The organism is Marinobacter halodurans, from assembly GCF_004327985.1.
Classification (GTDB): Bacteria; Pseudomonadota; Gammaproteobacteria; order Pseudomonadales; family Oleiphilaceae; genus Marinobacter_A; species Marinobacter_A halodurans.
In genome coordinates, this window is sequence record NZ_SJDL01000005.1 from 20677 (window position 1) to 46195 (window position 25519).

25 protein-coding genes are annotated in these 25519 nt (G+C 62.0%); 17 read left to right on the forward strand and 8 right to left on the reverse strand.

Features of this window, described 5'->3' with window-relative positions; translation table 11 throughout:
* Positions 1 to 240: 240 nt before the first annotated feature.
* Together EZI54_RS04335 and EZI54_RS04340 are read right to left on the reverse strand one after the other, a co-directional pair.
* Positions 241 to 2511 (reverse strand): ATP-dependent DNA helicase, encoded by a 2271-nt coding sequence (locus EZI54_RS04335; protein ID WP_131479421.1) that lies wholly within the window; start codon positions 2509 to 2511, stop codon positions 241 to 243.
* The gene (locus EZI54_RS04340; protein WP_131479423.1) at positions 2511 to 4184 is read right to left on the reverse strand and encodes a VRR-NUC domain-containing protein; all 1674 of its coding nucleotides are present in this window, start codon (positions 4182 to 4184) and stop codon (positions 2511 to 2513) included. Before EZI54_RS04340 ends, EZI54_RS04335 begins: the two co-directional genes overlap by 1 nt.
* A gap of 175 nt (positions 4185 to 4359) precedes the next feature.
* Here EZI54_RS04340 and EZI54_RS04345 point away from each other — a divergent pair, with 175 nt between their 5' ends.
* Positions 4360 to 4746, forward strand: coding sequence for a gamma-glutamylcyclotransferase family protein (locus EZI54_RS04345; RefSeq protein WP_131479425.1), 387 nt, complete (start codon positions 4360 to 4362; stop codon positions 4744 to 4746).
* 4 nt (positions 4747 to 4750) lie between these two features.
* Here EZI54_RS04345 and EZI54_RS04350 read toward each other — a convergent pair whose 3' ends face one another.
* Together EZI54_RS04350 and EZI54_RS04355 are read right to left on the reverse strand one after the other, a co-directional pair.
* Positions 4751 to 5092 carry a DUF805 domain-containing protein gene (locus EZI54_RS04350; RefSeq protein ID WP_131479427.1) on the reverse strand — a complete coding sequence of 114 codons (342 nt, stop codon included), beginning with the start codon at positions 5090 to 5092 and terminating at the stop codon, positions 4751 to 4753.
* A 91-nt stretch (positions 5093 to 5183) separates the two neighbouring features.
* A complete protein-coding gene (locus tag EZI54_RS04355; protein ID WP_131479429.1) occupies positions 5184 to 6158 on the reverse strand; it encodes a ribonuclease Z in 975 nt (324 codons plus the stop codon).
* A gap of 225 nt (positions 6159 to 6383) precedes the next feature.
* Between EZI54_RS04355 and EZI54_RS04360 the strand changes: the two genes are divergently transcribed.
* The 6 genes from EZI54_RS04360 (at position 6384) to EZI54_RS04385 (ending at position 13816) form a co-directional block, all read left to right on the forward strand.
* Positions 6384 to 7118 carry a winged helix-turn-helix domain-containing protein gene (locus EZI54_RS04360; protein WP_131479431.1) on the forward strand — a complete coding sequence of 245 codons (735 nt, stop codon included), beginning with the start codon at positions 6384 to 6386 and terminating at the stop codon, positions 7116 to 7118.
* Between the two features lie 5 nt (positions 7119 to 7123).
* Positions 7124 to 9631 carry a PAS-domain containing protein gene (locus tag EZI54_RS04365; RefSeq protein ID WP_131479433.1) on the forward strand — a complete coding sequence of 836 codons (2508 nt, stop codon included), beginning with the start codon at positions 7124 to 7126 and terminating at the stop codon, positions 9629 to 9631.
* Positions 9632 to 9830: 199 nt separating this feature from the next.
* Positions 9831 to 10850 (forward strand): sugar ABC transporter substrate-binding protein, encoded by a 1020-nt coding sequence (locus EZI54_RS04370; protein ID WP_131479435.1) that lies wholly within the window; start codon positions 9831 to 9833, stop codon positions 10848 to 10850.
* 111 nt (positions 10851 to 10961) lie between these two features.
* On the forward strand, positions 10962 to 12047 hold the full coding sequence (locus EZI54_RS04375) for an ABC transporter permease (RefSeq protein ID WP_131479437.1): 1086 nt from the start codon (positions 10962 to 10964) through the stop codon (positions 12045 to 12047).
* Positions 12044 to 12823: an ATP-binding cassette domain-containing protein gene (locus EZI54_RS04380; protein ID WP_131479439.1), complete on the forward strand. Its 780-nt coding sequence runs from the start codon at positions 12044 to 12046 to the stop codon at positions 12821 to 12823. The genes EZI54_RS04375 and EZI54_RS04380 overlap by 4 nt, the downstream gene beginning before the upstream one ends.
* A gap of 57 nt (positions 12824 to 12880) precedes the next feature.
* On the forward strand, positions 12881 to 13816 hold the full coding sequence (locus EZI54_RS04385) for a substrate-binding domain-containing protein (protein ID WP_131479441.1): 936 nt from the start codon (positions 12881 to 12883) through the stop codon (positions 13814 to 13816).
* Between the two features lie 54 nt (positions 13817 to 13870).
* On the opposite strand, the gene EZI54_RS04390 is transcribed toward EZI54_RS04385, so the two are convergent.
* Positions 13871 to 15061, reverse strand: a complete 1191-nt coding sequence (locus EZI54_RS04390; RefSeq protein WP_131479443.1) for a CynX/NimT family MFS transporter — start codon at positions 15059 to 15061, stop codon at positions 13871 to 13873.
* Between the two features lie 319 nt (positions 15062 to 15380).
* Here EZI54_RS04390 and EZI54_RS04395 point away from each other — a divergent pair, with 319 nt between their 5' ends.
* From EZI54_RS04395 to EZI54_RS04440, 10 genes are all read left to right on the forward strand, one after another.
* Entirely contained in the window at positions 15381 to 16763 is a 1383-nt protein-coding gene (locus EZI54_RS04395) for a ribonuclease J (protein WP_131479445.1), read from the forward strand.
* A gap of 259 nt (positions 16764 to 17022) precedes the next feature.
* On the forward strand, positions 17023 to 17283 hold the full coding sequence (locus EZI54_RS04400) for a hypothetical protein (RefSeq protein WP_131479447.1): 261 nt from the start codon (positions 17023 to 17025) through the stop codon (positions 17281 to 17283).
* Between the two features lie 72 nt (positions 17284 to 17355).
* Positions 17356 to 17862, forward strand: coding sequence for a hypothetical protein (locus EZI54_RS04405; RefSeq protein ID WP_131479449.1), 507 nt, complete (start codon positions 17356 to 17358; stop codon positions 17860 to 17862).
* A 90-nt stretch (positions 17863 to 17952) separates the two neighbouring features.
* Complete coding sequence (locus EZI54_RS04410) at positions 17953 to 18951, forward strand: hypothetical protein (RefSeq protein WP_131479451.1); 999 nt, start codon at positions 17953 to 17955, stop codon at positions 18949 to 18951.
* Between the two features lie 245 nt (positions 18952 to 19196).
* Positions 19197 to 19613 carry a hypothetical protein gene (locus tag EZI54_RS04415; protein ID WP_131479453.1) on the forward strand — a complete coding sequence of 139 codons (417 nt, stop codon included), beginning with the start codon at positions 19197 to 19199 and terminating at the stop codon, positions 19611 to 19613.
* 96 nt (positions 19614 to 19709) lie between these two features.
* On the forward strand, positions 19710 to 20162 hold the full coding sequence (locus EZI54_RS04420) for a hypothetical protein (protein WP_131479455.1): 453 nt from the start codon (positions 19710 to 19712) through the stop codon (positions 20160 to 20162).
* A gap of 207 nt (positions 20163 to 20369) precedes the next feature.
* A complete protein-coding gene (locus EZI54_RS24810; RefSeq protein WP_207389143.1) occupies positions 20370 to 20636 on the forward strand; it encodes a hypothetical protein in 267 nt (88 codons plus the stop codon).
* Between the two features lie 100 nt (positions 20637 to 20736).
* Positions 20737 to 21057 (forward strand): hypothetical protein, encoded by a 321-nt coding sequence (locus EZI54_RS04430; protein WP_131479457.1) that lies wholly within the window; start codon positions 20737 to 20739, stop codon positions 21055 to 21057.
* Position 21058: 1 nt separating this feature from the next.
* Positions 21059 to 21556: a hypothetical protein gene (locus tag EZI54_RS04435; protein ID WP_131479459.1), complete on the forward strand. Its 498-nt coding sequence runs from the start codon at positions 21059 to 21061 to the stop codon at positions 21554 to 21556.
* Between the two features lie 124 nt (positions 21557 to 21680).
* On the forward strand, positions 21681 to 22241 hold the full coding sequence (locus EZI54_RS04440) for a hypothetical protein (protein ID WP_131479461.1): 561 nt from the start codon (positions 21681 to 21683) through the stop codon (positions 22239 to 22241).
* Positions 22242 to 22353: 112 nt separating this feature from the next.
* Here EZI54_RS04440 and EZI54_RS04445 read toward each other — a convergent pair whose 3' ends face one another.
* Genes EZI54_RS04445 through EZI54_RS04455 form a run of 3 tightly spaced genes read right to left on the reverse strand, consistent with a single transcriptional unit; the run spans position 22354 to position 25519 of the window.
* The gene (locus EZI54_RS04445; RefSeq protein WP_131479463.1) at positions 22354 to 23820 is read right to left on the reverse strand and encodes a patatin-like phospholipase family protein; all 1467 of its coding nucleotides are present in this window, start codon (positions 23818 to 23820) and stop codon (positions 22354 to 22356) included.
* 58 nt (positions 23821 to 23878) lie between these two features.
* A complete protein-coding gene (locus tag EZI54_RS04450; RefSeq protein ID WP_131479465.1) occupies positions 23879 to 24877 on the reverse strand; it encodes an aldose 1-epimerase in 999 nt (332 codons plus the stop codon).
* A gap of 6 nt (positions 24878 to 24883) precedes the next feature.
* The gene (locus EZI54_RS04455) at positions 24884 to 25519 is read right to left on the reverse strand and encodes a 2-dehydro-3-deoxy-6-phosphogalactonate aldolase (protein ID WP_131479467.1); all 636 of its coding nucleotides are present in this window, start codon (positions 25517 to 25519) and stop codon (positions 24884 to 24886) included.

The window sequence follows — 25519 nt, forward strand, 5'->3', positions numbered from 1 at the left end:
AACGGACCACCCGACCGGGTCGCCGGACAGGCAGACGTTCGGAATTGTTCGATGCAATTGTCAGGCCGCGATATGACTGACTGAAGACAGGGGGCCGGCTGCCACCCTGACGGGCAATCCGGCCGGTAGCGGCCTTACGGAAGCGCACGGCTGCGCCAATACGGGGCGCACAGTACCGGGCTGTCCGGCTCGAATTGGCCAGACGGAACCCAGTCTAAAACATTGTCGGTGGCGATTGAGTTACATCGCCGCAAGGCCCCGGTCATGTTCCGGGAACCACCAGTCGGGCAGTAACTTACGGGTGTCCGGGCGGGCAAACCGGTCGTCGATCAGCCAGATCGTGCCGCGGTCTTCGGGGGTGCGGATGACCCGGCCGGCGGCCTGGGTGACTTTTTGCAGGCCGGGATAGAGGTAGGTGTATTCGTAGCCCTGGCCAAACCGGGCCTGCAGCCGCTGGCGCAGGATCTCGTGCCAGGGATCGAACGGCGGCAGCCCCAGGGTCGCGACGAAGGCGCCGATCAGACGCCGTCCGGGCAGGTCGATGCCTTCGCCAAACGCGCCGCCCAGCACCGCAAAGCCCACCCCTTCGCCACCCTCGGCAAAACGGTCGATAAAGGCCTGCCGTTCGTCCATGGACATGCCGCCGTGCTGGTGCCAGACCGGTATGTCCGGCGCCTGCTCGCGCAGGGTCTCCAGCACTGCCTGCAGGTAGGCAAAGCTGCTGAAATAGGCCAGGTAGTTGCCACGATGCTCGCGGAACTGGCCGGCGATCAGCGTGGCGATAGGTGCCCGCGATGCCTCGCGATCCGGCCGCCGGGTGCTGATCCGGTCGGCAAAGCGCACCTGTACCTGTTCGGCCCGGAACGGGCTCTCCACCTTCTGCCAGAAGGTATCCTCCGGCAGGCCCAGCAGATCCCGATGGTAGACCCCCGGCGACAGGGTGGCCGAGAACAGCAGGGTGCTGTCCACCGCTTCGAAACGCGGTGCCAGGAAGTCCGCCGGGATCAGGTTCTGGATGGCCAACTGGGCCTTGCCCCGCCCGGCGTTGCGGTACTCGCACAGGGAGTGGTCGCCAAAGGCCTCCGCCAGCCGGGTGAATGCCAGGCAGTCGAACATCAGCTCCTGCAAGGCGAGGTCCGGCGGGTTGTCCGTCAGGTACTCGGTGATGGCGGACACCAGACCGTTCAGGCTGGGTAGTAGCGCCTTGGGAATGGCCGCCAGGAATACCGGGTGGTCGTTGTCCGGAGCCGCTTCCCGCGCCAGCGCCTGCCACTGTTTGGCCACCCGGTTCAGCGGCGGGCGCAGGGGCGCCGGGGCCTGGCGTTTGGCCTTCAGCAGGCGCGCCTGGTTCAGGGTGGCGGAGTACATGCCCCGGGCCCGGTCCACCAGGTTGTGGGCCTCGTCCACCAGCAGGCTGACGCGCCAGTCGTTCTGCCGGGTCAGTCCGTGGAGCAGGGCGTGCTGGTCGAACAGGCGGTTGACGTCCGCCACCACCACATCGCTCCAGCGGGCCATTTCCTGGGCGAGGAAGTAGGGGCAGAGGGTGTGTTCGACCGCAATCTGGCGCAAGGCTTCCCGGGTGAGCGGGCCGTCATGGTCGACGGCGGCCTGCCGGGCGGCGGGCAGCCGGTCGAAGAACCCGGCGGCCAGCGGACAGGCCTCGCCGTGGCAGGCCTTGTCCGGATGCTCGCAGGCGTGGTCCTTGGCGCTCAGCTCCAGTACCCGCAGCGGCAGCGATTCGTCCTGGTGCTCGCGCAGGGCCCGCAGGCCATCCAGTGCCAGCTGCTTGCCTGGGTTACGGGTGGTCAGGTAGAACAGCCGATCCTGCCCCGTTCGGGGCAGGGCCATCAGTGCGGGATACAAGGTACCGAGGGTTTTGCCGAGGCCGGTAGGCGCCTGCAGCATCAGGCTTTGCTGGCGGCAACTGTTGCGAAACACCGTCTCGGCCAGAGCCCGCTGGCCTTTGCGGAAATCGCTGAACGGAAATTGCAGCGTCTGCAGGGCGTCGTCCCGTTGCCGGCGGTGGGCCGCTTCCTGTTGCGCCCACTGGCGATAGGCATCGCACAGGACGGTCAGCTCGTCCCAGAGGGTGTCGGCGCTGGCGCTTTCCCGTTCCACGGTTTCCCGGTCCCGGCCGATGTCGTAGTAGACCAGCGCCAGCTCCACGCTGTCTTTCCCGGTCTCCCGGCAGTGCAGGGCACCGTAGGCCCGCAACTGGGCCCGGTGCAGGGCCCGCTGGTCCGAGGACAGGCGGGAAAGGTCACCGCGATGGGTCTTGATCTCTTCGATGCGGTTGGCCAGCGGATCGTAGCCGTCGGCGCGGCCGCTCAGGGCCAGGCCGGCGCACTCGCCGTTCAACGACAGCTCCGGCTGATACTGCGGCCCGCGCCGGGATTGCACCTTCGCGTGGCCGGCGATGCCGTCTTCCGCCGTGGGCGCCGGCGTGTAGCGATGGTCCAGATCGCCGCGCCGGGCCGCGAACTCGCACAATGTGCGTACCGCCACCCGCATCAGTCGGCCTCCTGCCAGCGCACGTAGCAGACGGACACCGCGATGTCGTGCGCCAGGCAGAATTCCAGCCAGCGGATCTGGTGGTCCTGTAACCGGTCGCCCGGGCCTTTTACCTCGATCAGGTCGTAGCTGGCCTGTTCCGGGTGAAAGCGGATCAGGTCCGGCAGACCGCTGCGGTGGTTTCGCAGATCCCACAGCAACCGCTGGAAGATCAGCTTCAGATCCGTGGCGGGAATGCAGTGCAGCGCCAGATCCAGCACCGGCTCGCTCAGCGCGGGCCAGGCGACGAAGGCCGAGGTGATGCCGTGTTTCTCGCGCCAGGTCTGGCGAATACGGTCCTTGTAGGCGTTGCCGTCGAGCGCGGCCAGGCAGTCGTCGAACAGGGCCTGGCGGCGTCTGACGAAGTCCTCCCGGTGCAGGTCCGCCGGCGCGAGGTGGAACGGATGGAAGAACGCCCCCGGGAGTGGCGCAAACAGGGCCGGCCAGCACAGCAGCCCGAACAGGCCGTTGATGAGGGTGTTTTCCACGTAGCAGACCGGCGTGTCGTGGCTGTCCAGATCCTGCAACACAGCCCATTCCACGGAGGCGCCCACCGGCTGGGGCAGTGTTAAATGGATTTCCGGGATCGTCGGCCGTTCCGGACGTTCCGGGGGTGGCTGGTCCACCTTGCGGGCGAGTCGACGCATCAGGCGCTCCAGACCCTGGACCTCGCCGTCGCCTCGGGGTTCCGCCTGTGCCGACAGGGCGATGTCCCAGGCTTCCTGATGTCGTTCCAGCCGCTCTAGCAGGCGCAGGTGCCGCAACCGCGCTTCCCGGTGGCCGCTATCGGACCAGGCTGCCAGGGCCAGATCGGTATGACCCTGGCGGTCCGCCTGACGGCCCAGTTCCATCAGCAGCCGGCCGCGCCGGCTTTCCAGCCACGGGTTGCTGTCGTCACGCTCCGGAACATCCCGCCAGATGTCGGTCGGCGATTCACCCGCTTCCAGCCGGTCCCGGCAGGCCTGCATCTGCAGGTACCGATCCACCGCCTCCCGCTGCTGGAAGGCCCGGGAATCCGGCGTGAAGGGGACGGTCTCGTACTGGTGATGTCCCAGCTCCACCAGCACGAAGTCGGACCAGCTCTGGCGCAGGTTGCCGAAGAACATCAACCGCAGCCGGTCGAACAGCGGCATGTGGTTGAGGCCGATCACCGGATCGTCGGCCTCCGGCCACCAGGTCCTGAGCGGGCGGGGTTCCGGAGGCTCTTCCTGCAACGTGTCCAGGAGGCGGGTCTTGGTGGTGCTGCGGGGCAGGCCGGCCTGTTTCATGACGCCGGCAAAGACGATACGGCACTCGGCGGCGGACAGCATCCGGAACAGGTCGTCCAGTGCCAGCACCGGCTCCGGATCGATCCAGCCGGCCTCCGCCAGTGTGGCCAGGGCGTCGGTCACCGGGGCGCCCAGTTCCGGGTACACCAGTTTGCCCTGCCGGAACAGCTCGCCCGTGCGCATGACCAGCCGCACCAGCAGCCCGCGGGCCGGCAGGGGCAGGGTGAGCAGGTTGCGGATGAGGTCGCGTTCCCCGGGCGTCAGCAAATCACCGTGGTGATCCCGGACCCAGGTCACCAGGGTCTCGAAATTCCTCAGGTAGTACAGCGGGTCATCCAGTGGCGCGGTGGTTGGGCGTGCGGTCATGAATCGTCGATCAGGGCTGGAAAGGAGGGAGCGGAATACCCGCCCCAGGATGAACAGTGGCGTTGCCGGTGGCAACTTGCAAGGACTATTTTCCCGGTGGCAGATTGGCCCCGGGGTCCGGGTGTCAAACGCCCAGGGTACTCAGGGATTTACCGTTCATACAGGAAATATCGCCATGTCGTTTGCCCGTTCGCCGACCGGTTTCCAGCTCCATCAAGTGGCCGTCTACGGCACGCTGAAGCGGGGCGGCGTCAATCATGCTTTCCTGCGCGGGGCCCGTTATGTCGGGAAGGCCCGGCTGACCGGGATCGCCCTGTACGACCTGGGGGCGTATCCCGCCGCCCGCCTGGAACCATCCGCCGGGGTCCAGGTGGAGGTCTATCGAGTCACGGGGGCCGGCTTGCGACGTCTCGACAGACTCGAGGACTATCGCCCGGACGATCCCGGGCGCGGCGAATACGACCGCCAGCAATTGACCACACCCTTTGGCCCCGCCTGGGTTTACCTCTACAACCGGCGCATCCAGGGGCGCCGGCGAATCGTACGGGGCGGCTGGTGCTAGTCCCTCATGGGCGCGCCGGCTCCGGCCCATAGGCATTATCCCCCTCACCTTCCCGGGCAAACATCACCGCCAGGACGATCCAGCCGATCAGGATCACGAACATCAGCAGTTGCCACCAACCGGAGCGGCCGATGTCGTGCAGCCGGCGGGTGCCCAGACTGATGGTGGGGATGACCGTCATCACGCTGAACAGCAGCGAGACCACGAAGGAACCCATCGCCAGGTCGATCAGGTTGGCGACCACCGAGAAGAGGAAATAGTAGAGGAAGAACATCCAGTACTGTCGGCGGGTGGCGCGACCGGTGAAGTCGCCGTAGCGGCGAAAGCCGTCGATAAATTCTTCCATTGTTACCCCTGGCAGCCGTGGTGTTCATGCGGATCGATTTTCGACCCTAACACGGGGCTGTTGGCATGTCTGCGAGGCCAGCCAACCTGGGTCATCCCGCGGCCGGGGCCAGTGCCAGATGGCCGTCCCGGTCCAGCACGTAGGTCTCCAGGTCCCGCGCCAGGTTGAGGTTGCCGGAATAGAACCGCCGCGCTTCCTGCTCGATCTCGTCGATCAGCGGTGCCGACGGATGGCTGAACTGGTAGCGGGAACTGAAGTGCGTCAACACCAGGTTGGGCACGCCTGCAGCCTCGGCAAAGCGGGCCACCTGTTCCGCTGAGCTGTGCTGCGGCCAGGGGCCGACCCGGTCGGAGACGTCCTGGGTGTAGGTGGACTCGTGCACCAGCACCTGTGCCCCGCGGCAGACCTCGGACAGCAGCTCCGGCGTGTCGTTGTCGCCACCCACCACCACGCGCCGGGGTGACCGGTTGACCGTCACATAATCCGCGCTGCGCAGCAACCGACCGTCCTCCAGCGTCACATCCTGGCCCCGCTGCAGTTCGCCCCAGGCCGGTCCGGCGGGGACGCCGTCTGCCTGCAGTCTGTCCGTCAGCAGATGGCGTTCCAGGTGTCGTTCGGTCACCTGATACGCCACCGTCGGCACGCGGTGGGACAGGGCGGCGGTCGTCACGTCGATGTGCTCGTCCTGCCAGTGGAACCCGTCCGCGTGCGCCTCGATAAACTCGATCCCGTAACCGAGGTTGGAGTCGGTCGCGCCCAGCGTGGTTTCCACGAAGGTGCGGATCGACGGCGGCGCGATCAGCGGCAACGGCTCGGTGCGCCCGGCCATGGAGGCACTGGCCAGCAGCCCCGGCAGGCCGAAGGTGTGATCGCCGTGCACGTGGGTGATGAAGATCGCCCGCAGCTGGCCCAGGGTGTGGTGCGTTTTCTGCACCTGGTGTTGGGTGCCTTCGCCGCAGTCGATCAGGTACCAGCCCCTGGATCCGCCGTGCTGTAGCGCCAGCCCGGTCACGTTGCGGTGGCGGGTGGGCGTGCCGGCGGAGGTGCCGAGAAAAGTCAGTTCCATTGCTGCTCCGGTTCGTCTCTCGATTGGCTAAGGGCGGCCTGGTGGCCCAGGGCTTCGTGGGTCGGCCAACGGCGTCAGACGCATTGCATCAGCGTTCCTTGCCCACGTAAAGCGGGCGATCAAACGCAATCGTGTGTTGCGGCGGCCCGCCAATGATAGTGAAATGATCCGTTAAAGTATGCGCGTAGAAGCGGCCAGCATAACAATAAGAGGTTGAAGTGGACGATGGAGGCTGAACACCCACGCCATCTGGTGATCGTCGACGATGAGGTCGATATCCTGGATGTCCTTGAGGATGCCCTGACCCTGGAGGGGTACCGAGTGACGCCGTTGCGTCGGGGCCGTGACCTGCTCGACCTCCTGGAGCGCGCCCCGGTCGACCTGATCATCCTGGACCTGCGCCTGGAGCAGGAGAACGGCCTGCGGGTCGCGCAGCAGGTTCGCGAGCGCTCGCCCATTCCCATCATGATGCTGACCGGCAAGGGGGACGAGACCGACCGCATCCTCGGCCTCGAGATGGCGGCCGACGACTTCCTGATGAAACCCTTCAACCTGCGTGAAGTCATCGCCCGGGTGCGGGCGCTCCTGCGCCGTAGCACCGAGTTGAGCGTGACACCCCGCACGCTGTCGGCGGAACCGCAAGGTGGGCTGGTGTTCGACGGCTGGCAGTTGAACCTGAGCCGGCGCCAGCTGTTCAACCCCAAGGGCGAAGCCGTTGAGCTGACCAGTGGCGAGTTCAACCTGCTGGCGGTCATGGTGCAGTCGCCCAACCGGGTGCTCAGCCGTGACGTGCTGCTTGAGCGGACCCACGGCAGGGAGACCGAGTCCTTCGACCGCACCATTGACGTCCTGGTCCTGCGGCTGCGGCGAAAGCTGGAAGAGAACCCCAAGGCGCCGCGTTACATCAAGACCGAACGCGGCATGGGGTACCGGTTTGAGGCCAGCGTGTCCCAGCTATGAGGGCCATGCGCTGGACGCTCCAGAACCAGGCGCTGCTGGCGTTTGGCATCGGGATCTGCCTGGTGGCGGGGCTGATCCTGGTGACCTGGCACAGCCTGAACCAGACCCGGTCGGCGGTTAACGAGTTCGAGGGGTTGCTGATCCCTGAGATCCGCAATGCCCTGACCCTGTCGGAGGAAGCGGCCCAGATCGTGGCGATGGCGCCCTACCTGGCGTCCGCCGGCCGTCCGATGCAATTGCAGACCGAGCGCCAGCGACTGTCGCACCGGTATGAGCTGGCCTACTCGCTGTCCGAACAGCTACAGAACCCGGAGGTGCGCGAGCAGTTGCAGGCCAGCCTGGCCGATATCCGCGCCGACCTGAACCGGCTGGCCGATCTGGTCAATGACGAACTGTTCCTGCGCGAGGATCTGTTCGCCGCGCAGTTCGAGGTGGACCAGCGGGCCCGGGCCCGCTCCGGAGTCGACCGGGCCACGCTGGATCCCTGGCCGTCGTTGCAGCGCTTCTACCTCTCCATCACCCATCCGGACCAGTACGTCGACCGGAGTCTCCAGGAATTGGGAAGCCTCGCCTCGACCCTGCCCGGGCGCGACGACTATCGGGACTGGCTGACGCTGGCCGCGGACGATCACCGCCAGTTGCAGCGCATCGAGCAGGGCAAGGCCTTCCTGCTCGCCCGTCTGCGTGCCCATTCGGAGCAGCTGACCCAGCAGACCAACAACTTTGCCACCGACATCCAGAACGTCGTGCTGGGCCAGCAGCAAACCGTGTCCGCCCAGGTCACCCGGGCCCTGGTACTGACCGTGGGACTGGCGCTGGTGCTGATGGCCGCCATCGGCGTGCACTACGCCAACAATCGACGGCTGACCCGGGACCTGGCGGTGGTGATCGAGGACATGGGCTACCTGTCACGGGGCGAGGCCGCCCCTGCGCACATCGCCATCAAGCGCAGGGACGAGATCGGTGACCTGGCGGCCGCCTACGACATCTTCCGCGACCACGCCCGGGCGGCGGAACGCACCAGCCAGGAACTGGACGCCCAGAAGACCCTGCTGGAAACCACCTTCAACCAGATCCAGGATGGCCTCAGTGTCTTCTCGGCCGAAGGCGAACTGGTGACCTGGAACCGTCGCTACCTGGAAATCTTCGATTTCGCACCGGACCAGTTGCGGCCGGGGATGCGGCTTGATGAGGTACAGCGCCTGATGAGCCGCAAACGGTTCCGTAACCTGAACCTCCAGCAGGAGTCGATCGACATCCAGTCGCTGAACGAGGCGCGTCATCGCAGCGTCCAGAGTTTCGAGCGCCACTACGATGACGGACAGATCGTCGAGTTCCGCAGCCAGCCGATGCCGAACGGTGGCTTCGTGACCCTGTACAGCGACCTGACCGAGCGGCGCGTGGCCGAACAGCAACTGCAACAGTCGCAGAAAATGGAGGTGCTGGGGCAACTGACCGGGGGCGTGGCGCACGATTTCAACAACCTGCTGGCGGCCCTGATGGGTAACCTGCAACTGCTCGATCAACTGCCCGACCTGTCCGAGCGCGGCCGCAAATACCTGGAACGGGCACTGAATGTCAGTGAGCGCGGCGCCCAACTGGTGCAACGGCTGCTGGCGTTCAGTCGCAAGCAGCGCCTGCGGCCGGAAGTGGTGGTGGTCGACGAGGTGCTGGCCGGCATGGCCGAACTGCTGGAATACAGCGTGTCCGGCCGGATTCAGCTGGACCTGGACCTGGGAGCGCCGGAGGCAACGATCGACATCGATCCCTCGCAACTGGAAAACGCCATCCTCAACCTGGCACTGAACAGCGCCGCCGCGATTCCGTCCAGCGGCCACATTCGCATCCAGACGCGGCTGGGCGCACCGGGCCGGCTGGTCATCCGGGTCATCGATACCGGCACCGGCATCCCGCCATCGATGCAGAAACGGGTGCTGGAACCCTTCTTTACCACCAAGCCTGCCGGGCAGGGCAGCGGGCTGGGGCTGAGCACCGTCTATGGCTTCGTGCAGCAAAGCGGCGGTGACTTCCAACTGGAATCCGCCCCCCGCCAGGGCACCACCATCACCCTGAGCTGGCCCCTGGCCCAGGACGCCGGAACGGACCATCCGGCGGCGGCGCTGGATCCGTTGCCCTTCGATACCACCCGGGGTGTCGCCATCGTCGAGGACGATCGCAGTGTGCGTGACGCCCTGGTGGACCTGTTCGAAGCACGGGGGCTGGACGTGGTTGGTTTCGAACACGGCGAACACTTCATCGACTGGGCCCGACACCGCGATGCCGCCGTCGGTCTGCTGGTGTCCGACGTCAACCTCGGTGGCCACCTGACCGGGCTGGATGTGGTGACCATGGCCCACAGCTGCTGGCCGGAAACCACCTGCCTGCTGATGTCCGGCCTGCCCCGGGCCATGCTGGAACGGGAGTTGGGGCTCGACATCCATTGGCCGCTGGTGCAGAAGCCCCTGACCGCCGCCATGTTCCGGGAACTGTTCCCCGGTCTGGGGCCTGCCTGACCTCGGCGGCGCCATCCGGGCGTGTCGGTCGCCCCGAACACCACGCTGACCGGCTCCGCGTTCACGCCTGCCTGTATTTCAATTGTTTCAAAACCGCCTTGTCGTTGAAATTCCCGGTTAGCACGCCTGCGTAAAGTGGTCCTGACGGCTCGACGAGCCGGTATTGATCGACCACAACAACAAAGAGGCAGGACAGATCATGAAAGCACCCCTGAAATCCCTGGCCATGGCCGTGGGCCTGAGCGTTGTTGCAACCGGCGCGCTGGCCGATGACGTCCTGGTGGGCCTGATCACCAAGACCAACACCAATCCCTTCTTCGTCAAGATGAAGGAGGGCGCGACCGCCAAGGCCAAGGACATGGGTATCGAGCTACGCACCGCCGCCGGGCGCTACGACGGCGACAACGACTCCCAGGTCCAGGCCATCGAGAACCTGATTGCGGCCGGTGCCGCCGGCATCCTGATCACCCCGAACGATCCCGCCGCCATCGTGCCGACCATCGAGCGTGCCCGGGAGGCCGGCCTGCTCGTCATTGCCCTGGACACGCCCCTGAGCCCGGCCTCGGCCGCCGACGCGACGTTTGCCACCGACAACTTCAAGGCCGGCGTTATGATCGGTGAATGGGCCAAAGCCCGGATGGGAGCCGACGCCAAGGACGCCAAGATCGCCCTGCTGGATCTGAACCCGAGCGAGATCACCGTCGACGTGGCCCGGGACCAGGGCTTCTTGAAGGGCTTCGGTATCGACCTGAACGACCCCAGCGACATCGGCGATGAAACCGATCCCCGCATCGTCGGCAATGATGTGACCGAGGGTTCCGAGGAAGGCGGTCGTCGCGCCATGGAAAACCTGCTGCAGAAAGACCCGGGCATCAACCTCGTCTACACCATCAACGAGCCGGCCGCCGCCGGTGCCTATCAGGCACTGAAGGCCGTGGGTCTGCAGGACCAGGTCACCATCGTCTCGGTCGACGGCGGATGCCCGGGTGTGCAGAACGTCGAAGACGGCGTTATCGGCGCGACATCGATGCAGTTTCCGCTGAAGATGGCGGCCCTGGGCGTTGAAGCCATCGCCGAGTACGCCCGCACCGGCAAGAAGCCACAGCCCTCGCCCGGCAAGGACTTCCACGACACCGGCGTGACCCTGGTCACGGACCATCCGGAGGATGGCATCAAGAGTATCAGTGCCCACGCCGGTCTCGGTGAGTGCTGGGGCTGATGTCCTCGGCCGGGATGTGACCTGGGGATGGGAGCCCGTCGGGCCCCTCCGCCCCAGGCCACATCCCGGCTTCAATCGAAACCCGACAAGGCTATTTTCCGGAGCCGTGTTATGACCGCATCCAAATCCACTCCCGCCGTGGCCGCCGACCATGAGCGCATCGCGGAGTCCGTCAGCGGTACACTGGCCGAGCGCAATACCGTTGAGTCACTGTCCGCCTGGCAACGCCTGCACCGCTTCTTCCATGCCAACCCGACGGCGGCACCGGCGATCGTCCTGTTGGCCGCCATCGCCGCCTTTACGTTGATCGTCGGCGATCGTTTCCTGAGTCCGTTCAACCTCTCGCTGGTGCTGCAACAGGTCACCATCATCGGCACCCTGGGGGTGGCCCAGACCCTGATTATCCTGACCATGGGCATCGACCTCAGCGTGGGCGCCATCATGGTGCTGTGCACCGTCGTCATGGGCCGCATGGCGGTCGACTTCGGCCTGCCGCCGTTCGGCGCCCTGCTGCTGGGCCTCGGCGCCGGGGCCCTGTGCGGCGCGATCAACGGGTCCCTGGTGACCCGGGTCAAACTGCCGCCGTTCATCGTGACGCTGGGCACGTGGAACATCTTCTTTGCGCTGAACCTCTGGTATTCCAAGAGTGAGACCATTCGCTCCCAGGATATCGAGAGCGCCGCGCCGCTGCTGCAATGGACCGGGCACGCCATCGATGTCTTCGGCGCCCGGCTGACCTACGGCTCCCTGTTGATGCTGGGGTTGTTCGGCCTGATCTGGTTCGCCCTGAACTGGACCGCCTGGGGCCGCCATGTCTACGCCACCGGCGACGACAAGGACGCCGCCGAACTGGCCGGCATCCGCACCCGGCGCGTGCTGCAATCGATCTACGTACTGGCGGGCCTGATCTGCGGTCTCGCCGCCTGGCTGATGATCGGCCGTATCGGCTCGGTCAGTCCGCAGGTGGGCTTCATGTCGAACCTGGACAGCATCACCGCCGTGGTGATCGGCGGGACGTCGCTGTTTGGCGGCCGGGGGTCCATTTTCGGCACCCTGATCGGGGCGCTCATCGTCGGCATCTTCCGCAACGGGCTGGCGCTGGCCGGTGTGGATGTGCTCTGGCAGCAATTCACCGTCGGCCTGCTGATCATCGTGGCCGTCGCCATTGACCAGTGGATCCGGAGGGTTTCCGCATGACCGACGAGACAACACCCGTACTGTCCGCAAGGGGCCTGATCAAGCGTTATGGCCGGGTCACCGCCCTGGACTCGGCCGATTTTGACCTGTACCCGGGCGAGGTCCTGGCCGTGATCGGCGACAACGGCGCCGGTAAATCCTCGCTGATCAAGGCGCTGTCCGGCGCTGTGGTGCCGGATGCCGGCGAGATCCGCATGAACGGCCGGCCCATCAGCTTCCGCAATCCCATGGAGGCGCGCGAGGCAGGCATCGAAACCGTCTACCAGACGCTGGCCGTAGCGCCGTCGCTGGGCATCGCCGACAACCTCTTCCTGGGGCGCGAGCTGCGCAAGCCCGGCATCCTGGGCTCGGTGTTCCGCATGCTCGACAAGGCCGAGATGCGCCGCCGCGCGACCCAGCAGCTCAGTGACCTGGGGCTGCTCACCATCCAGAACATCACCCAGGCCGTGGAAACCCTGTCCGGCGGTCAGCGCCAGGGCGTGGCCGTGGCGCGCTCAGCCGCCTTTGGCAGTAAAGTGGTTGTCCTGGACGAGCCGACCGCGGCTCTCGGCGTCAAGGAATCCCGGCGTGTGCTCAATCTGATCAAGGATGTGCGCGATCGCGGATTGCCCGTGGTGCTGATCAGCCATAACATGCCTCATGTGTTCGAGGTGGCCGACCGCATCCATGTGCACCGTCTGGGCAGACGCGCCGCCGTGATCCGGCCGGATACGCATTCCATGTCGGATGCGGTGGCGATCATGACCGGTGCCGTCGACGGCGACGCGGCGGCCTGAACACCGCCCCAAGGATTCCGACGTGGAGGTCGGATCACTGACGATGACGGGATCGCCATGAAACGACTGCTGGCCATTGGCATGCTGGGCCTGATGATCACGCTGACCGCCGCGGCCGACGACCGGCTGCGCATCGGTGTCAGCGTGGCGGACCTGGGCAATGCCTTCTTCTACAGCCTGGCCGAGGCCATTCAGGCAGAGGCTGAGGCCCAGTCCGGCCGGCCGGTGGCGATGACCGTGGTGTCCAGTGCCTATGACCTGAAGCGCCAGCGCCGGCAGATCCGACAGTTCATCGATGACCGGGTGGCCATCATCCTGCTGACCGCGGCCGACAGCGAGGCCATCGAGCCGGACATCCGGCTGGCCCAAAAGGCCGGCATCGTGGTGGCCGCCATCGACATCGATGCCCGGGGCGCGGATATCACCGTGACGACGGACAACGTCCAGGCCGGCGAGATCGCTTGCCAGTACCTGGTTGACCGGTTGAATCACCGGGGCGAGGTGGCCGTCGTCAACGGCGCCCAGGTGTCGTCCGTCACCGAACGGGTGGCCGGCTGCCGGTCCGTGTTGAACAACTACCCGGACATCCATCTGGTGGGCGATCAATACAACGGCGGCGGAACCTTTGGCGGCGGTCTGGAAGCGGGCACCTTCCTGCTCAGCCAGCAGCCCGCTGTGCAGGGGATCTTCGCGATCAACGACCCGTCCGCCCTGGGTGCGGCCCAGGCGGCCGAACTGAGTGGTCGCGACGACATCCAGATCGTCTCCGTCGACGGATCGCCCGCATTCATACGCGCGATGCGCGAGCACCAGCCTAACCTTGCCGCCACGGCCGCCCAGTCTCCGGCCCGCATGGCCAAACTGGCCGTGGCCCGAAGCCTGGCGCGAATGGCCCATCCCGGCGAGCCGCCTCAGACCATCCGGATTCCCACCCATCTGATCGACCCGGGCACCCTGGCGGCTTCGGAAGGGGAAGTCGACCAGCGCTACTGAGTTGACCTGCCGGAGGCGCCGGCCGTCATACCTGGGGGACGCAATCCCGGGACTTCAGCGCGCTTCGCCCACATAAAGCGGACGGCCCGCCGCCAGACCAAACCCGAGCACGGCGCAGGCGATCACCGCAAGGAACACCCCGGCCACCTGCCAGTCGTGGAATATCCCGTGCAGTAGCCCTAGACCCAGCGGACCGAAGGCCGCCACGGTGTAGCCGACGCCCTGGGCCATGCCGGACAGGCGTGCGGCGGTCTCGTGATCCCGGGCGCGCACGGCCAGCAGGGTCAGCGCCATACTGAACGTCCCGCCTTGACCTGCGCCAAGGATGACGACCCAGAACCAGATGCCGCCGATCGGCGCGTAGACGCACCCCATCAGCCCGGCCCCGGTCAAGAGCACGGCCAGCGCGATCATTGCCCGCTGGTCCCGCATACGACTGCTGATCCAGGGCGCGGCGATGGCGGAGCCGATCTGGATCATGATCGAGACCGACAGGCCGATCCCGGCGTCCACGGCGGGCATCCCGCGGTCCTGCAGGATCGTCGGCAGCCAGCCAAACACCGAATAGGACAGCGACGATTGCAGGCCCATATAGAGCGTCACCTGCCAGGCCAGCGGATCCCGGAACAGCGAGCGGGCCGGTTTCGTCGGGCGTCTGGGAATATGCTTGCCGTCCAACTGCAACCACCAGAACACCACCGCCACCCAGGCCGGGATCGTCCAGATTGCCAGCGCCGCCTGCCAATCGCCGCCGAACGCCAGGCGCATGGGCTCGGTCGTTCCTGCAGCCGCCGACGCGCCCAGGCAGAGCACTGCCGTGTAGAGCCCGGTCAGGACGCTGGCAGACGACGGGAAGTCCCGCTTCACCACGCCCGGCAGCAGAACGCCCATCACCCCGATGCAGCCACCGGCGATCAGCGTACCGGCGAACAGGCCCACAGTGCCGCTGTAGGGCCGGAGCACCAGCACCGCCCCCAGCACCGCCGTGGCCACCAGCACGGCCCGATCCACCCCGATGCGCCGGGCCAACTGGGGCGCCAGCGGCGCACACAGCCCCAGGAACAGTACCGGCAGCGTGGTCAGGACCCCCTGGCCAAACGAACCCAGCGCCAGGGTTTCACCGATGCGCTTCAGCACCGGCGACACGCTGGTCAGGGCCGGGCGCAGGTTGAGCGCCACAAACAGGATGCCGGTCAGCGTGAGCAGGGCGGACGACGAACGGGAAGTCACTGCGGCCTGGGTCATGGGAATGCGTCTGTTGAAGGTGGGTTGGGGCGATCGGCGATCACCGGACCAGGAACCCGGAAGCCGGTCGGGATTCGTCCTGGTGTATTACGGGCTCTTCCGCCGTGCAGATCGGAACGGCGGTCGCCAAACGCGCGGATACAGGCTGATAAAGTTAACAAAGTCAGCTATTTGCAGCGCTACGAGCAGCCCGGGACCAAAGCAACGATAGTAACGCAACCCGCCCTGACCGGCCAGTCGATACGGCGGCCTTACGCGGAATCTGCGTTACACTGCGGGTCTGTGCCCTCCGCTCACCCTCAACCACCGCAAGGATGCTATGACGCCCGACCACAACGACCTCTGGTTCCTGCCGCTTGGCGGCACCGGCGAAATTGGCATGAACCTCAACCTCTACGGCCACGACGGCCAGTGGCTGATGGTGGATTGCGGGGTGACCTTTCCCCGGCCGGGGCGGGTGGTGGCGGACGGCACGGTGCACCAGCGCGGCGAACCGCCGGTGCAGATGGCCGATCCCGCCTTCATCGCCGACCGCCGGGACCGGCTCGCGGGCCTGATCATCACCCACGCCCACGAGGACCACGTGGGCGCGGTGCCCTACCTGTGGCCGCTGTTGCAGTGCCCCGTCTACACCAGCCGCTTCACCGCCGAGATCCTGCGCCGCAAGCTGGCGGAATTCGACTTGCTGCACCGGGTGCCCATCCACGTGATGGACATGGAAGAGCGCCGCAGCATCGGCCCGTTCCAGGTGGAATGGCTGGCCCTGACCCATTCCATTCCCGATCCCAACGCCCTGATGATCCGCACCCCGGCGGGCAACATCTTCCACAGTGGCGACTGGAAGCTGGACGACGAGCCGCTGGTGGGCCACGGCTACGCGCCGGGCACCTTCCAGGCGCTGGCGGACGAAGGCGTGGCCGCCATGGTCTGCGACTCCACCAACGCCACCGTGGCCGGCCACTCCACCTCCGAATCCGTGCTGGAAAAAGGCCTGCTGGCCGCCACACAGGACGCGCCGGGCCGCGTCATCGTCGCGTGCTTCGGCAGCAACATCGCCCGCCTGCACACCCTCGCCAACGTCGCCCGCGCCACCGGCCGCTACATGGGCCTGCTGGGCCGCTCGCTGATCAACATGAGCGGCGCCGCCAAGGCCGCGGGCGTCTGGAACGCCGACGACCACCTCATCAACCCCGCCCACCTGGGCTACCTGCCCCGGGAGGAAGTGCTGGCCGTCGCCACCGGCAGCCAGGGCGAACCCCGCACCGCCCTGCGCCGCATGGCCATGGGCACCCACCCCGACGTGGAGCTGGAACCCGGAGACCGCGTCATCTTCAGCGCCCGCGCGATTCCCGGCAACGAAGAGGCCATCGACGCCCTGATCGCCAGCCTCAAAGAGCAGGGCGTCGAAGTCATCACCGCCGAAGCCGCCGACCTCCCCATCCACGCCTCCGGCCACCCGGCCCAGGACGAACTGCGCGCCATGTACCAGTGGGTGCAGCCCGAAGTCGCCATCCCCGTCCACGGCGAAGCCGAACACATGGACGTCCACGCCAGCCTGGCGCGGGACTGCGGCGTGCCCAAATCCCTGCTGGGGCGCAATGGGGACCTGTTTATGATCCGGCCCGTGCCGGGGATGCGGCGGCAGGTGGCTGAGGTTGGAAGGTTGGGTTGGGAGAAAGGGGAGTTGGTGAGGGTGGTTTGAGTGACTACGGGATTGCAGGGATGGCGAATCCGGTGCTGTATTCACCCAGCCTGTTGTGCTGTACCTATACCGTTATATTGAAATCACAAAAAGAAGAATCCAAACGATTGCATGGCAAGGTCGCCACTCGCGGGCTAAGCTGCTGTTTGAAATGGAAAACTGATCGCGTCCTGATATGTGGAAGGGCGATATTATGAAGAATTCTCGTATATTCAATATTACGGAACGCGGTCTAATCACTGTTAAGTGTCTAAATTGAATGAAAAATTGGTTGGCCTATTTTGCAGGAATGTTCCCCGTCATAGCTGTGCTTTCAGTTTTTTCGGGCAATCCCTATCTTTCAATTCTATTGATCGGTTTGGCTTGTATTGTGGCAATTCCGGTTTCCTACATTGCCATAAGAAATCTGGCCAAAGGGGTGGATCTAAGGTGGTCTGTCATCAGTTTGCTATGTTCATCAACGGCGGCAATGTTTGGTTTGCTGGGAGCCCTGGTCCTACTCGGTGCTATGACCACTTAACAAGTCGCGTAAGGCGGACGTCCCTGACGGGCCGCCGCTTCGCTCAGCGTTATGCGGAAGTAGAGATCGGAAATGAGAAGAGAGATTAACTCTGAGGAGCTAGGCTTTTTCTACAGAGCTACAGGTGAGGCAATCTGGCAACTGCAATATGTCGAAGATGCTCTCTGTAAGTTCTACATTATCGTCTGCATTCACTTTGGTTGCGATGGCATCACAAGAGAAAATGCAGAGATGAACCAGAAGCAAATCGGTCGGAAAACGTTAGGCCAGCTTATTGGATTACTTGAGCGAACCGAGCGCGTCCAAAGCTCAATGCTTTCCGATCTCAAGGAATTCAACTCGTTAAGAAAATGGATTGTTCACAATTCGATGAGGGAGAACGGACAGGATTTGTACACCGATCATGGCCGGGACGAATTTGCCAAAAAATTACTAGTTTTCAGTGAAATGGCGAGATCGATTCATAATGGTATTTCGGATAGCTTGATGCACCTGGTCACAACGGCAGGACACGCAACCGAAGAGCAAATCATGCGAATGGCGAACTCGGAGATAGACAGGTTGAAGGGAAAAGCATAACCAGCCGCTGTTGTCGGACAATTTTTCCACCGCTGCGCGGCTCCAAAATTGCCGCAAAGCTCCGCGTTAGATTTTTCGCAGGAATGCTGGATGAAGCATTGGACAGAGCCCAACGGGATATTCCTGATTCAAATTCCAACAGAGTGGCAATACCTCAACCCTGTTGTGGAAGGCGAAGAGGAAAAGTCCCCATACAGCTTTCAGCCCTATGAAAGCGCTAAAGGGTGTTTTCAGATTAGCTGTTACCCACTAGAGGAAATAGCACCTAAACTTGCAGATGAGTATCCAATGGGTGTGCCAGAGCTTAGATGGCGACCTTCCAGGATGGATGATTCAGAGTTCTGTGTTCACATGTTTTATGGGGCTTCAGCAGATAAGGCTTTAATCGGTAAATATATCCATGATGCAAGCCTTGATAACGATGAACAAATAAATGATGAACTTCGCTTAGTTGATAAAATTTTAAAATCGGTGGTTATTGTCCCTCCCGGAGACCGAAAACTCGCCTCTGACATGGAAAAGTTTGATCGATTCCAAGGAGCATTGGCAGCATCGTACGACCTTCTGGATAATGCGATAGAATCAGATTCATTTGTGGAAGTGATTGCCGTTTCTGCCAATCAGATTGATGCATTTCTAAGATTGAGCATCGTCATCGCCATCCAACTGGAGAATCAGACGGACGAGGTCCCGATAAAATATCTTTTCCAAGCAGAAGATGAACGAGGCTTGATGGAGCGAAAAATATATGATGACGCTCTTAAATATAATGTCATTAAAGACGATGACCACAAAGAGCTGAATTCGTTGTATAAGTTAAGAAATCGCGTGATACACAGGTATATTATATCTAACATAAAGACCCGCGACTTGCCTAGGATTGCACTCAGATATATTGAAGCATGCGAGAAAGTGCGTTTAATACTAAGAGATCTTGAGAACAAACAAAAGGATTGTCAGTATGGCGTCTACGGCAAAAAATTCCTAAAGTTTTCCGAGCCTGATGATGAAGCAATAAAGCGGCTCTTTGCTGATGTAAACGATAAGCACCTTATTCGTAAGTTCGTGAGGAAGGTCACGAATGATTGAATCTAACAAATGCAGGCAAGGGACGCTCCTGACGTCGCGCCCCTGCTGCTGGCGTTGAGGCTGTAGAAAAAGGTCAGAAGACTTTTTTGACCCGAAATTGGTCAAGAAACAAACTAAAAATAGCGCCTATTCTTAAAATCTGGGGCACTCAACATCGAAATACACCCAGATTATACGTAGGAGCGCCATCTTAAAAAGGGGCGAGGGTTTTCCTACAGCCTCGTTATACTCGTGTTGGATGAAATATGTATTTCAGGGATATCTCTATTAGCTTTTTGAATTACTTTGGTCGCCATGATCCCCAAAAATATAAGCTTAGGGAGATCAACGCGGTTTTAGGCAAGGTGGAGGAGTCCTTTTTGTCTTATCTTCCCAAAAAAACTTGGATAGCCGATCTCAAAAAGCTGAACATTATATTCGGTCCTAAAGATCCGAGAGAAAAGGAGTATTGGGCCAGCGATGGTATAGGGTGCCACAGTTTGGGAGACGTTTTTACCCCGGATGAATTTCTTGCCATGAGTGAGGCAGAGCAGTATGTCTGGGGGATCAATGTGATTAAAAGCGAGCTTCTTCAGTTGGTCGAAAGCGAGGTGACTCAGGAGGCCATTAAAAAAGCTGTTAGGGAAGCTATCCAAAGTGGCTATACGATCAAGAAGGCATAACCAGTTGATGCAGTTCGTTCCGGGCCTTTAGCCCTCTACCGTACGCACTGAAGTGCGCCGCTGATCAAAGCGTTATGCATGAATGAAGATTGAAGAATGAGACCCAACAATAAGAAGCCTTTGTACCGGAAGGTAAACACCAAAGCGCGCGGTGTTCATCATCTTCACGGGGGTGATTATAAGAACTCGCGAAACCGCGAATCTGGCGTTGGGATGCGAAAAGGCATTCAGCGCGGGCTCGATTACACTCCACTATTCAAGTTCTTATTGTCCAAAGTGGGATACCCTTGGAATGAGATTCATAGTGAAGCTGTTTCGCGATTAGACAAGGAAGAGCCCATCTATTGGCTTGTAGCCAAAGACTATGAATCCGCCAACGAGTTGATCCGCATTGGTGAAAGTTCATACTTCAGCGGCCTCTACGTCGATGGGGACGGGATTTTACGGGTTGTTAACCCAGATATAGATGAAAATACATTAGAGCCTCTGTGCAAATGCTGCACTCATACGTTCAATGGTGTGCTTTTTACCCGGAAGTACGGAGAATGAGTTGAGCTTGGCTACCGATCCGGTGTTGAAAGCCTGTCCCCCACGCTCAAAAGGAAGGACTGGGGATTCTCGATTCAGGATGGTGAGCTGACTGTTCTGGAGGATTCCGATCCACTGACGGACGGTGAGCGCGACAGGATAACGGATTCACTCAAACGTGCCGGCGTTGAGTTTTCGGCGCAGTCCGTCGCGGACGCGGTTATCGAGATGATTGATCTGGGCCGCGGGCCGAACGGGCTCAGTCGCAGCATCGGCCGTTTCGACGTGAATCAATCGAACTTTGCCGACGTTGTGGATCTGCGATCATTCATGGCGGATTACCAGCCCGGCGGCAAGTACGCCAGGGGATTGGTCGACCCATACGATATTGAAGGCCGATATTTTGGGGCCGGTACCGGCATTATGGATCAGGTGGTCGATAAAGCCGAGGAGCGGTTTATCTACCCCGGGAGCCAGGAGACTGCGCAACCGTAATCGCCATAAGCATGCCTGGTTGGAGAAGACGCTTTCTGGTAGGTTTTCTTGCCTGGCATGGAGCTAGTATTGACGTGAAAATGGCTAAATGGAGATCGCCATGGATATTTACGACAGGGAATATATATCGTCTCTTATCAACTATTTCTGGGGAGAAGGTACTGCGTCTCCTCATTCCGTGAACAACCGGGTTGCGCAAGTTGCATACAAAGCACTTGAAGAAGCGCAAAGTTGCTCTGCTTCTATGGATCTTGTGCCTAGACCGAGTGGAGTCAGACCCGGCATTTCGTACATCGTTAAGCAGCTTGCCAAAATAGGGAAAAGGATCAGTTCTGGCGATACGTCTATTTATTATGTTTGCAAGGTTCAAATAATCGCAACATACAAGGCAAAGATCGTCATGGCACTAAAAGGAATTTAATATGCTGCGGTTGGTGACGCTGTTGTTCGTTTTCTTTCTTTCTTTGTCTGCGTGCGCGCAGCCACGAATAAAGCTCGTATATTCAGATCTGACCTTTTCTTTGCCTGGTAACATCTCAGCGATGGGTGATGCTGGCGGCGAGCAAAACATTCTGATAGTTCGGTATGGTGATGTTAAAGGGCAAAATTTTATTGCTTTTTCTGACATGACAAACGATTCCTCCTTGGATTATGGCTGCCCTGCAGCTGTATTCTTTCGCGGTGTGTTTTCCGACTCTGTGGATGAGGCCTGTAATAAAGAAAGTTTGGATATAATGCGCCAGGTTTTTGTTGAAGGGAAAGATGTAGCGAACTGGTCAACAAAGGGTTATGAAATAAAATACTCGAAAGACCATAATAAAATATTTGCTTTTATTATTGGTGGGAGCGGTAAGTTGGTGAAAATAGACTCAGACTTTATAAGTAAAGACTCGCTCAAACGAATGCTTGGAAATATGTGATGTTCTTTTAATGGTGGATGCGGTGCGGGTATAGAGTTCTGTCTTCGTCGTATTAATGACTCAGGTCTTGATAGGAAATGCAAGACCTGAATGAGCTCCACAGGAAAAGTAAAAAGGAGTTTCTTTGAAGCTTTTGAGCACCGTGGGGGCAATTGTTGGCATCGTTGCTGGCATAGTAACGGTTTGGGGTTACCTGAATGATCCACTGGCGCCTAACCCTGTGGACAATCGTCTGGTTGGAACATGGTCTTCCAAATATAGTTATCCGACTTCGATGGGAAGGAATGAGGTCGACTCGATATCCACTCTTTTTAGAAATGGGAAGTATAACGTCACTGGTGAGCAAACGTTCGTTATCGGAAACGACGGCACTGACCTGAAGGCCACCTACGAGCTGAGTGGTGCGGGAACGTGGTCATCGGAGTCAGATAACCTTTACATGACTCTGGGGTCTTTGAAAACTTCACTCACCAGCGTCACGACAGATAGAGAAACGATACCTGCGCAGAAGATTCCTCGAAGGATACGCGGGAATTTCACGAAACCTGAGAATTACCTGGCAGATGGGACGACACAGCAATATCGCATTATGTCTGTCAATGGAGATGAAGTTTTACTGCGTACCGCAAACTCAGCGGGAAAGGCGTTTGAGATATCGATGCATAGGCAGGGTATGAACCCGTGAAATGAAAGAACCACCGTTGAGTTTTGTTATATGGCGCTTGTCATAAGCTTGTTTTAGACGGGGAACGGTGGAGGAAAGCTTTTTTGCTGAGCTGCGGGCGCTGGTTTTAGCGTCAGTCGGTCACACGCCTCCGCTCAGCCCCCGCCCGCTGCTTCAGCCGCGCAATACAATCCCGGAATGCCCGACTCACTACCGTCTGATCCCGCACCATGGCCATCTGCGGCCAGGTGGCCTGCTCCCCCAGTTGAATGTACATCGCCAGGTCTTTTTCGCTGGGATTGGAGAGTACCTTGCGATACAGCCAGGGTTTGAACGGGAACTGGATGTTGATGTCCCCCAGGTAGGACTGGGTGGCCAGGGCGTGGGCCTGTTCGATGTAGGGGCGGATCATCGACGGTGAGCCGACGTTCCGGGTCATTTCCAGTACGGAGGCCACCTGGGCGTGCACCAGCGTGCCCGCGGCCTGGCGCATGGAGGCCGGGACGCCGCGGTTGTGTCGATGGCTGATGAACGGCAGCACGTGTGGGTTGGCCTGGCTGACGATGGTCTTGTTCACGTTGTGCAGGCGGGCCATACGCATCATGGGCAGATCGCCGTGGACGCTGCCGTCGATCCAGGTTTCGGTGGGCATGTAGTCGGTTTCGCCGTCCGCCGCCTGTTTATCGCGCCCGCGCAGGGTGACCGGCGGGTAGATGCCCGGCACCGCGCAGGAGGCCAGCACGGCGGAATCCACCATCACTTCCGGCGAGGCCAGCTCGTTGAGCAATCGGGGCTTCTGCCGGGTTCGGGTCGGCGAGACGGAGATGTTCAGCGTACGGCCGCTGTGCCGGAAGGCTTCGCGGAAGCTATAGCGGCCGACGTTGGCGCGAATGTGGGCCAGCAGCCGTTCGGGATCCATGGCATGGCGCTCGTTCCAGATGCGGTCGGGTCGCAGCCAGTGGAGAGCATCCCGGTTGACCTGTTCGGGGTGGCTGAAGAAGGTGGCCAGTTCGGAACGGTCCCGGGTGCAGATCGCTGCCGCCAGGATGGCGCCCATGCTGGAGCCGGCGATCACCGGCGGCAGCAGGTCCTGCGACCAGAGGGCCCGGGTCACGCCGAAATGGTAGATGCCGAAGGCCGCCCCGCCGCTGAGCATCAGCGCCGTGTTGCCAAAGACCCGCTCGGCGTCGCGGAACAGTTGCAGCTTCTCGGAGTCGGTGACGCCCGGCAGTGGGTTGTCGCACACGTACTGCATGCCCCGCTCCACTTCCCACAGGAATTCGGTGACCAGGCGTTTGGTGCCGGTGCGGGCGACGGCATACAGGTCCGGGTTGGACAGTTCCCCCAGGTGCCGGTACAGGCTTTCCTGCAGCACCCGCGTCAGGGCCCGGGTGTCCCCGTTCTCCCGATGACTTTTCAGCGCGTCCATGTGCTCGCGGATCAGCGCGCCGTGCAGCATCGGCGTCCGGTCGTCTTCCCGCCAGTCCAACAGGCCGTCGATGTCGTCGAGTTCGGCGGCTGCTGCGTACCAGTCGTCGTAACGGGTCGCGTTGGCCATCTGTTCCTGAAGGGCTTTGCGGAATCGGGATTGGCGTTTCATGCCAAATACCTTAGCTCAACAGGCCCACCTTGGGGAGGCATCGGGGATGACGGCCTGTTCAGGTTGAGTCCGGAACGATGCGGATATGCGACGACAGCGTGCGCTCGCGGCCCGGACCCAGCCGGATGGCGTTGGCCAGCTCGGGCCGGTTGAAGGCGTCGGGCATGAACTCGTTGGGCTCGATGGCCAGGCCGTCGTACTGACGGTGAGGCAGGCTGTGGCCGGTATAGACTTGCACCACGCCATGGGACTGGGCGAGTTCCAGGGTCAGACGAGTGGCCGGATCGTGCAGGCGGCTGTACAGCCAGTCTTCCCGGGGGGCGCCCACAAAACAGCGATCGATCGCCTGGTTATTGATCGACCGGCCGTCGCCGCTGAAGTCCGAAGCGGTGCCGGTCAGGTCCGTCACGCCGTCGGCGCCGGGCAGCGGGATCAGCCGCTCATCGGTCACGACGCCCTGGTGACAGGGCAGGGTCAGGTGAGCGTCGCGAATGTCGCGCCCGCGGGTTTCCAGGTAAGGGTGCCAGCCCAGGCCGACCGGTGCGGAAACGGCGCCCTGATTGGTGGCGATCAGGTCCAGTCGCAGGCCGTCCCGAGAGAGGGTGAAGCGGGCTTTCAGGGCGAGTTGGAACGGGTAGCCCGGTGCGTCGCCGGCCAGCAGCTGGTCTGTGGCCAGTTCCAGAACCGCTCGGTCCTCATCGGCCGTTTCCTGAGTCGGGTGCCAGGCCGCGTCCATGACCAGCCCGTGCAGGCTGTTGCCATCGTTGTCGCGCCTGGCAAAAGCGTGGGTCACACCATCGAAGGTGTATTGCCCGCCCGCCAGCCGGTTGCTGTAGGGCGCGAGGATGGCGGAGCGGGCACCGGTCAGGGCCGTGAAATCGGCCGGATCGTTGTAGCCGCCGAGTACGGACTCCGGCCCTTGCGCGGTGGGCAACGTCAGGCTCAGCAGCGTGGCGCCACGCAGAGCGATCTCGGCCCGGGCGTCGCCGTCCGGCAAGGTCAGGACCCGGGTGGGGTAATCGCCGAAGCGACTTTCGGTGATGCGGCCGTGAGCCATGGTCGATCAGCCCTGGATCTGTCGCCAGGCGGCGACGTAGGCGTCGGCCCGCTCGCGCAGGGTGACGGCATCGAAGCCCGGCTTGTAGAGGCCCGAGCCCAGGCCGAATCCACCGGCACCGGCCGCAGCCAGCTCCGCCAGGTTCTCCGGCGTCACGCCGCCGGTTGGCGCCACCAGCGTGCCTTTCGGCAGCACCGACAACAAGGCCTTGATGCCCTGGGCGCCCACCAGCTCCGCCGGGAAGATCTTTAGCGCTTCGGCCCCGGCTTTCAAAGCGGCAAAGGCTTCGGTCGGCGTCATTACGCCGGGCAGCACGTCCATGCCGGCGGCCACACCGGCGCGGATCACTTCAGGGTCACCGTGGGGCATCACCTGCAGGCGGCCGCCGGCCTGCTTGAGCCGTTCGACGTCCTCCACGCTCGTGACGGTGCCAGCCCCGATCAGGCCCTGGTCGCCAAAGCGTTCAGCCAGTTTCGCGATGCTCTCGAACGGCGAGGGCGAGTTGAGCGGCACTTCGATCAGCCGGAAGCCGGCCTCAATCAGTTGTTCCACCAGGGGCACCGCTTCGTCCGGTTGAATGCCGCGCAGGATGGCGATCAGGGGCAATTCGGCGCGATAGGTTTCAAAGGCTTGGCTGGGCAT

Excerpts from the sequence above, each read along its gene's own strand:
- EZI54_RS04345 (WP_131479425.1), top strand. The coding sequence starts at position 4,360 with ATGTCGTTTGCCCGTTCGCCGACCGGTTTCCAGCTCCATCAAGTGGCC.
- EZI54_RS04370 (WP_131479435.1), top strand. The coding sequence starts at position 9,831 with ATGAAAGCACCCCTGAAATCCCTGGCCATGGCCGTGGGCCTGAGCGTT.
- EZI54_RS04390 (WP_131479443.1), bottom strand. The coding sequence starts at position 15,061 with ATGACCCAGGCCGCAGTGACTTCCCGTTCGTCGTCCGCCCTGCTCACG.
- EZI54_RS04445 (WP_131479463.1), bottom strand. The coding sequence starts at position 23,820 with ATGAAACGCCAATCCCGATTCCGCAAAGCCCTTCAGGAACAGATGGCC.
- EZI54_RS04455 (WP_131479467.1), bottom strand. The coding sequence starts at position 25,519 with ATGCCCAGCCAAGCCTTTGAAACCTATCGCGCCGAATTGCCCCTGATC.
- EZI54_RS04420 (WP_131479455.1), top strand. The coding sequence starts at position 19,710 with ATGAGACCCAACAATAAGAAGCCTTTGTACCGGAAGGTAAACACCAAA.
- EZI54_RS04355 (WP_131479429.1), bottom strand. The coding sequence starts at position 6,158 with ATGGAACTGACTTTTCTCGGCACCTCCGCCGGCACGCCCACCCGCCAC.
- EZI54_RS04335 (WP_131479421.1), bottom strand. The coding sequence starts at position 2,511 with ATGCGGGTGGCGGTACGCACATTGTGCGAGTTCGCGGCCCGGCGCGGC.
- EZI54_RS04400 (WP_131479447.1), top strand. The coding sequence starts at position 17,023 with ATGAAAAATTGGTTGGCCTATTTTGCAGGAATGTTCCCCGTCATAGCT.
- EZI54_RS04360 (WP_131479431.1), top strand. The coding sequence starts at position 6,384 with ATGGAGGCTGAACACCCACGCCATCTGGTGATCGTCGACGATGAGGTC.
- EZI54_RS04340 (WP_131479423.1), bottom strand. The coding sequence starts at position 4,184 with ATGACCGCACGCCCAACCACCGCGCCACTGGATGACCCGCTGTACTAC.
- EZI54_RS04450 (WP_131479465.1), bottom strand. The coding sequence starts at position 24,877 with ATGGCTCACGGCCGCATCACCGAAAGTCGCTTCGGCGATTACCCCACC.
- EZI54_RS04375 (WP_131479437.1), top strand. The coding sequence starts at position 10,962 with ATGACCGCATCCAAATCCACTCCCGCCGTGGCCGCCGACCATGAGCGC.
- EZI54_RS04405 (WP_131479449.1), top strand. The coding sequence starts at position 17,356 with ATGAGAAGAGAGATTAACTCTGAGGAGCTAGGCTTTTTCTACAGAGCT.
- EZI54_RS04380 (WP_131479439.1), top strand. The coding sequence starts at position 12,044 with ATGACCGACGAGACAACACCCGTACTGTCCGCAAGGGGCCTGATCAAG.
- EZI54_RS04410 (WP_131479451.1), top strand. The coding sequence starts at position 17,953 with ATGAAGCATTGGACAGAGCCCAACGGGATATTCCTGATTCAAATTCCA.
- EZI54_RS24810 (WP_207389143.1), top strand. The coding sequence starts at position 20,370 with ATGATTGATCTGGGCCGCGGGCCGAACGGGCTCAGTCGCAGCATCGGC.
- EZI54_RS04415 (WP_131479453.1), top strand. The coding sequence starts at position 19,197 with ATGTATTTCAGGGATATCTCTATTAGCTTTTTGAATTACTTTGGTCGC.
- EZI54_RS04395 (WP_131479445.1), top strand. The coding sequence starts at position 15,381 with ATGACGCCCGACCACAACGACCTCTGGTTCCTGCCGCTTGGCGGCACC.
- EZI54_RS04365 (WP_131479433.1), top strand. The coding sequence starts at position 7,124 with ATGCGCTGGACGCTCCAGAACCAGGCGCTGCTGGCGTTTGGCATCGGG.
- EZI54_RS04430 (WP_131479457.1), top strand. The coding sequence starts at position 20,737 with ATGGATATTTACGACAGGGAATATATATCGTCTCTTATCAACTATTTC.
- EZI54_RS04385 (WP_131479441.1), top strand. The coding sequence starts at position 12,881 with ATGAAACGACTGCTGGCCATTGGCATGCTGGGCCTGATGATCACGCTG.
- EZI54_RS04350 (WP_131479427.1), bottom strand. The coding sequence starts at position 5,092 with ATGGAAGAATTTATCGACGGCTTTCGCCGCTACGGCGACTTCACCGGT.
- EZI54_RS04435 (WP_131479459.1), top strand. The coding sequence starts at position 21,059 with ATGCTGCGGTTGGTGACGCTGTTGTTCGTTTTCTTTCTTTCTTTGTCT.